The sequence below is a fragment of the Xylanibacter sp. genome (genome assembly GCF_057607445.1).
Genome location: NZ_DBLZAX010000012.1, coordinates 118,465 through 125,386 on the forward strand (window position 1 = coordinate 118,465; position 6,922 = coordinate 125,386).

Below are 6,922 nucleotides of genomic sequence, written 5' to 3' on the forward strand. Positions count from 1 at the left end.
CAGTAAGAAGGGCATTAATATGATGTCAGAAAATATAACTTATTAGATATTATGAGTAATCTTAAAGGTCTTGCAAAAGACACGGCCATCTACGGACTGAGCAGCATCGTGGGCCGTTTTCTCAACTATCTGCTCGTGCCTCTCTACACCGCCAAGCTCTCGGCGGCAAGCGGCGGCTACGGGGTTATAACCAATGTATATGCCTATACGGCGCTGCTGCTCGTCATCCTTACCTACGGTATGGAGACAACCTTCTTCCGCTTTGCCAACAAGGAGGGCGAAAATCCGCAGAAAGTTTACTCTACCACGCTCATGGCAGTAGGCTTCACGTCGCTCCTGTTCGTGGCGTTGGTGCTTGCGTTCATAGGTCCCATTTCATCGGCTATGGGCTATGCAGAGCATCCCTCATATGTATGGGTTATGGCAATAGCCGTTGCGCTCGACGCGTTTCAGTGCATCCCGTTCGCATATCTGCGCTACAAGAAGCGCCCGATAAAGTTTGCCGCGCTCAAGCTCTTTAACATCGTGCTTACCATTGCGCTCAACCTTGTGTTCTTCCTGCTGCTGCCCGCGCTCTACGAAAATGGCGGAAACGGCGGTTTCATCGGCAATATCTACAGTCCGGAGGTGGGCGTAGGCTATGTGTTCTACATCAACCTGTTCTGCTCAGCCTCGCTAATGTTCCTGCTTGTAAAGGAGCTTACGGGCTTCAAATACACCTTCGACCGTGCCCTCATGCGCCGCATGCTGTCTTACAGCTGGCCTATCCTGGTGCTCGGCATTGCCGGAATACTTAATCAGACGGCCGACAAGATACTCTTTCCTTATATCTACAAGAACGCCGACGCTCACTCGCAGCTCGGCATCTACGGCGCCGCCAGCAAGATAGCGATGATCATGGCCATGATAACTCAGGCGTTCCGCTATGCCTACGAGCCGTTCGTGTTCGGCAAGGCGAAGGACAAGGACAACCGCGAAACCTACGCCAAGGCAATGAAGTATTTTGTTGTCTTCACCCTTCTGGCATTCCTCGTAGTGATAGGATATATGGACATTCTGCGCCATCTCATCGGCCGCGACTACTGGAGCGGACTCAAGGTGGTGCCCATCGTGATGGCGGCAGAGATAATGATGGGTGTATATTTCAATCTGTCGTTCTGGTATAAACTCATCGACAAGACCATCTGGGGCGCCTGGTTCTCCGGGGCAGGCTGCCTGGTGCTCATCCTTGTCAACGTGATATTCGTGCCCCGCTTCGGCTACATTGCCTGTGCGTGGGGCGGATTTGCAGGCTACGGCACGGCCATGCTGCTCTCTTACTTCGTAGGACAGAAGCATTATCCGATAGCCTATCCCGTCAAAGACATCATGCTCTATGTGGGCGTGGCCCTCGTTATGTTCGTTGCCATGCGCTTTGCCAACGCCGATCTGCCCGTATGGGCTGCCCTCGGCGTCAACACACTGCTTATAGTGATGTTCATGGCAATGATCGTTAAGCGCGACTTCCCGCTCTCCGGGCTTCCCGTCGTCGGCAAATACTTCCGCAAGTAGCGTGCCGCACGGTGCCCCTTGCGCCGTCTGTGGCGATGCGGGACGTCAGTGACCGTAACAGATATAATAATATAATCGACAATTATCCTTAATCCTTTTAAAACATACACAATGAAAAAAGCAAAAGCTCTATTACTTTCAGCGCTCATGGCGGCTGCCCCCATGGCTCATGCTGACGAAGGAATGTGGACGCTCTACAACCTGCCACAGGCTGTTTACGACCAGATGAAATCTTACGGTTTCAGTCTTCCTTACAACGACATTTATGGCAGCAAGGACGCCATCAAGAACTCTGTAGTGCTCTTTGGCGGCTTCTGCTCGGGCGTGGTTGTATCGCCCGACGGCCTTGTATTCACCAACCATCACTGCGGTTTTGAGGCAATACGCAGCCACTCTACCGTGGAGCACGACTACATGCTCAACGGCTTCTATGCCAAGAGCTATGAAGAAGAGCTTCCTAACGAAAACCTCTTCGTTAGCTTCATGGTTAAGCAAGAGGACGTAAGCCAGCGCCTCAAGGCTCTCGGCATAGACAAACTGTCTGACGAGGAGGCCACACAGCTCATCGACTCTGTTGCTGCCGCTATGACAGAAGAGGCACGTCAGGCCGACAAAGGTCTTCACGTTGAGATTGACCCGTACTATGAAGGCAACCAGTATTTTGCCACTACATACCGCATGTTCACCGACGTGCGCCTCGTTTTCACCGTACCTAAGTCTATGGGTAAGTTCGGTGGCGAGACAGACAACTGGATGTGGCCGCGCCAGACATGCGACTTCAGCGTGTTCCGTATATATGCCGACCCGAAGACTAACGGCCCGGCAGAATATTCTAAGGACAATGTGCCTTATAAAGCACCTCACTGGGCACAGGTTTCGCTCGACGGATACAAGGACGGCGACTTCGCAATGACTGTTGGTTATCCCGGAAGCACCGAGCGTTATCTCTCTTCTTACGGCATCAAGGAGATGCGCGACGCAGGCAACGCAACACGTGTGCAGGTGCGCGGCGTAAAGCAAGAGATAATGAAGCGCCACATGCAGGCCGACGAGGCTGTGCGCATCAAGTATGACTCTAAGTACGCACAGAGCGCCAACTACTGGAAAAACTCTATGGGTATGAACAAATGTATCGATTCTATCGGTATCATCGGCCAGAAACAGGCTTACGAGAAACTTATCCGCCAGTATCAGGAGAAGACAGGATACCTGCAGGGCAAGCTCGACTTCGACAAGATGGCTAAGCTCTACGGCGAGCGTTTCGACCGCATGCGTGCCTTCTATTACTGGTATGAGACATTCAACGGAACATGCGAGCTGACATCACGCGCGCTCAAATACTGCAACGGCATGGAGGCCAAGGGCTCAGAGAAAGACTCGCTGAAGATGTACAACGAGTTTGAGGACAACAGCGACGCATGGGACGAGGCACTGGATAAAGAGGTGTTCTCTGTGCTGCTCCAGAACTACCGCGAGCACGTAGACAAGCAGTATCTGCCGTCGTTCTATACAACAATCGACAAGAAGTTCAAGGGCAACTGCAAGGCTTATGTTGACTATCTCTACAAGAAGTCTATCCTCATGAAGAAGGGCGCAAAGATCTACTTCAACAAGAAGGGTACAGAGAAAGACCCGGGCATACAGCTCGGACTGTCGCTCCAGAAGTATCTTGCTGACCAGAAGGAGGCTCTCGGAACACTCAGCGACTCGATAGCTCTGCAGGAGAAATATCTCTGCGCCGCACGTCTGCGCATGGAGGAGGATATGCCTCACTACAGCGACGCCAACATGACAATGCGCCTCAGCTACGGACGCGTTGGCGGATTCACCATGAACGGCTCGCCTTCAGGCTACTATACAACAGCCGAGAGCATCGTCAAGAAGATGAAGACCGGCGACAACTTCTCTGACTATTATGCAGAGCCTATCATGTCTGAACTCCTTTCAGCCAAGGACTTCGGTAAGTATCAGGACAAGACAACGGGCAAGATGCAGCTCTGCTTCCTGACAAACAACGACATCACCGGCGGTAACAGCGGCTCGCCTATGTTCAACGGCAAGGGCGAACTCATTGGTCTGGCCTTCGACGGCAACTGGGACAGCCTGTCAAGCGACATCTACTTCGAGAAGAACCTGGCACGCTGCATCGGTGTTGACATCCGCTATGTCATCTTCATGATGGACAAGTGGGGCCACGCTGACCGTCTGCTCAAGGAAATGAACGTAGAGTAATGCTCTCTGCGTAAATATAAAATACCGTTGTGATAACGGATTTGTCTTTCATATGATTTAGCTATGGCGCGCCGCAAAAGCGGCGCGCTTTTTTTATGTCTTATGCCTGCGAGGCATGGTCAGGGCCTTTTCGTGGTCTATGGGAGATACAAGTCTTATTGTTACTATTGCGCATTGTGGCGGAGATAATAGGCCTTCAGACAGAAAAATCGCCGTTTCATCGCATCCGTGATGCGTCTGTCGTGCGCCTGTTATGACCATAAATGCCGCGCTGACGAAAATAATTTGCGCCTATAATGTTTTTTAGATGTTTTGAGAGAAGAGTTTGGCCGTAACTGATTAAATTTGCAGAAACAATATTTTAACTTATGAAAAAACTTATTTTTGCGCTCTTCGTGAGCCTCGTTCCGCTGCTGTTGCCGGCGCAGACCGACTCAACATTCAACGTTACCCTGCACAACGACGAATATAAAATATACATAACGATGAATCTATACGACAAGAACGTGGACGTGCCGGGGCAGGCCGTGTTGGGCAAAGTGGACGGATTCATCGCCTCTAAGCAGAGTACGGGCAAGTGGATTATCGTGTCGTCGCAGATTAAAAGCAAGAATGAGGCCGAGATAGAAGTGATCAACGACTACGGCAGCGAGGACTTCACGGCCGTGATAAAGCGCAACTCTGACGGCACCTACTCGTACACCAAGAAGGGCGGAAGCACGCTGAAGTTTGCCGTAAGAGGCAAATGGCAGAAGATTCCCGGCAGTGTCGAGTTCGTGAAATAGCCGATTTCATCGTATTTTCACCTTGATACATAACCATGTATTGTGCTTTACAGGAGTGCAATACATGGTTTTTGTTTCCCTGCACCTGTTATAGTAAAGCCGCGGGCTCACCCGGTGTGTGGCTTTGTTCTTATGTTTAACTGAAGAATGAAGGTAGAATATTGAATGGTTCATGTGCCGGTCAGATGTCCAGCAGCTGTCTGTGTCAGCTCTCTTGGCGATATATTATGCCGCTGACATTCTGCCGTAATCGCCGCATAATCCGCAGAAAACATAGCCGGCAGCCTTTCCGCCGCCTTGAAAATACATCTGTAACCTTAATATCCGATATGCTTACACATTGATTTTTGTTGACGCTCTCATACTGCGATATTTGAAAATAAAAACCATTTGGCCGCAAAAATGGCTCAAAATCGTGTGCAAACGTAAAAGTTTAGATAGCAGTATGTTACATGCGCCGATGCCGTTCTGTGCAAAGATTTTTGTCCGATTTGGGACAAAAACGCCCGTTTTTCAATGAAAAAACAGGGCTGTTTGTGCGATGAAACCGGCCTGTTTTCTGCTGAAAAGTGGCCGAGTTATTTTCCAAAAGCATACCTTTTGCATGATAATGTAAATATACTTTACCATGAAGGCAGTCTGCCTGCCTTATTATTTTCTATTTTATCGGAAAATCCGTACATTTTTGCGGTGACACAATGACAGGCTTCGGCCTGCTTAACGTGTCACGGAGCTATCTACGGATGGCTGCCCTAAGTCGTTGCGGCAGAGGCAAAAGGCATGTAGGGCAGGCGTAACTCTTGAGATTAGTCAGGTCTGATTCGGTCTTCGTCCATATTTTTCGTATATCCGTCTATGTTTTTGGTCTATAAAACCCTGCGGTTTAGTATATGCATGGTCGGCAGCCTGCCGTGATTCTTTTCGCGGCTCACACATTTTTGCTAACTTTGCCCCCGAATAAGATAATAGAGGATAACAATGAAACAAAACATGAAAGTATTTATTCCTGCCACGCTCGGCATGCTTACGGCCTTCGGTCCGTTCGTTACAGACTTCTATCTTCCGGTGCTGCCGGAGATGACAGGCTATTTCCACACCACGCCCGCGCTGGCCTCCATGAGCCTCACGGCCGGCATGATAGGTCTTGCCGCCGGTCAGCTGTTCATAGGGCCGCTCACCGACAAGTATGGGCGCAAGCGCATATTGGTTGGCTCTATGCTGTTATTTGTGGTGGCGTCGCTGCTGTGCATATTCTCGGGAGATATATTTATGTTTAACGCCATGCGCGTGCTGCAGGGACTTGCCGGCGCTGGCGGCATAGTGATAGCCAAGAGCATGTCGGCCGACATGTACACAGGCCGCGAGCTTGCCAGCTTCATGGCTCTGCTAGGCGCCATCAACGGCATTGCACCAGTGTGCGCCCCGGTGGTCGGCGGACTTATGGCCGGCGTTACGTCGTGGACAGGCGTTTTTGCCGTAATTCTTGCCGTGGGACTTGTGCTCATGGTGTGCAGTATGTTTCTGCCTGAGACGCTGCAGCCTGCCAACCGCATACGGAAGAGCGTGATAAAGGTGTACGGCAATCTGTTTCGCGTGTTCCGCAACTCTCGCTTCACTCTTTCCGTCATGGCCGAGATGGCGTGCTTCTTTATGTTCTTCGCCTATATAGCATCTTCGCCGTTCATCATGCAGCAGGTGTATCATCTTTCGCCGCTCGGCTATAGCCTCTGCTTCGGCCTGAACGCACTCATGATAGGCGTTGGTGCCGCCATGGCCACGCGTTTCCGCAGTCAGGGCACATGCCTGCGCTTCGGCGGTCTGGGCATGCTTGCCGGCACGCTGCTGCTTGCGTTCCTGCTCAACACGGCCATGCCCCTCTGGATAGTCATGCTGGCATATATCTACACGCTGATATGCTTCGGACTGATGCAGCCGCCTTTGACGGCCATAGCCCTCGACAGCGAGCGCGACAATGCCGGTGCTGCCAGTGCCATCTTCGGTGCCTCCGGCTTTGTTGCCGGTGCCCTTTCGAGTCCGCTTGTAGGCATTGGCGACATAACCGTCACTTCAGGCCTCGTCATGGCATGCGGAGCCGTTGTATGCCTCCTGTTTATCCTGCCGCTGAGCAGCAAGCTGCGCGCCGTTGCGGCATAGGCGTGTTACGTTGAGGCTGATTTTTATGCCCGGCAGTGTGTTCGTTATAATACACAAAAAAGCCTTCTCAAGACCGTTGCTTGGGAAGGCTTTTGTCTGTTAACATCTGAAATTAACTTATCCTGCTTTTATATATATGTAGTCTGTTGGTTGTTGGCATCGTCAATTTCATTTGTTCATCATAAGTTATACGTTTTTTA

General features: G+C 50.9%; 5 protein-coding genes. All 5 read left to right on the top strand.

The features are described 5' to 3' along the window. The first annotated feature begins 51 nt into the window (after positions 1 to 51). The 5 genes from ACZMIG_RS10395 (at position 52) to ACZMIG_RS10415 (ending at position 6,722) form a co-directional block, all read left to right on the top strand. Positions 52 to 1,551, top strand: coding sequence for an oligosaccharide flippase family protein (locus tag ACZMIG_RS10395; protein ID WP_053397776.1), 1,500 nt, complete (start codon positions 52 to 54; stop codon positions 1,549 to 1,551). A 111-nt stretch (positions 1,552 to 1,662) separates the two neighbouring features. Further along, positions 1,663 to 3,783 carry a S46 family peptidase gene (locus ACZMIG_RS10400; protein WP_125105410.1) on the top strand — a complete coding sequence of 707 codons (2,121 nt, stop codon included), beginning with the start codon at positions 1,663 to 1,665 and terminating at the stop codon, positions 3,781 to 3,783. 368 nt (positions 3,784 to 4,151) lie between these two features. Further along, a complete protein-coding gene (locus ACZMIG_RS10405) occupies positions 4,152 to 4,568 on the top strand; it encodes a hypothetical protein (protein ID WP_053397775.1) in 417 nt (138 codons plus the stop codon). 516 nt (positions 4,569 to 5,084) lie between these two features. Continuing rightward, a complete protein-coding gene (locus tag ACZMIG_RS10410; protein ID WP_302023131.1) occupies positions 5,085 to 5,270 on the top strand; it encodes a hypothetical protein in 186 nt (61 codons plus the stop codon). Between the two features lie 288 nt (positions 5,271 to 5,558). After that, a complete protein-coding gene (locus ACZMIG_RS10415; RefSeq protein WP_162207788.1) occupies positions 5,559 to 6,722 on the top strand; it encodes a multidrug effflux MFS transporter in 1,164 nt (387 codons plus the stop codon). The last annotated feature ends 200 nt before the right edge of the window (positions 6,723 to 6,922 follow it).

Bases quoted from the DNA above. Each gene is read 5' to 3' on its own strand.
- ACZMIG_RS10415 (WP_162207788.1), top strand. From the start codon at position 5,559: ATGAAAGTATTTATTCCTGCCACGCTCGGCATGCTTACGGCCTTCGGT.
- ACZMIG_RS10400 (WP_125105410.1), top strand. From the start codon at position 1,663: ATGAAAAAAGCAAAAGCTCTATTACTTTCAGCGCTCATGGCGGCTGCC.
- ACZMIG_RS10405 (WP_053397775.1), top strand. From the start codon at position 4,152: ATGAAAAAACTTATTTTTGCGCTCTTCGTGAGCCTCGTTCCGCTGCTG.
- ACZMIG_RS10410 (WP_302023131.1), top strand. From the start codon at position 5,085: ATGAAAAAACAGGGCTGTTTGTGCGATGAAACCGGCCTGTTTTCTGCT.
- ACZMIG_RS10395 (WP_053397776.1), top strand. From the start codon at position 52: ATGAGTAATCTTAAAGGTCTTGCAAAAGACACGGCCATCTACGGACTG.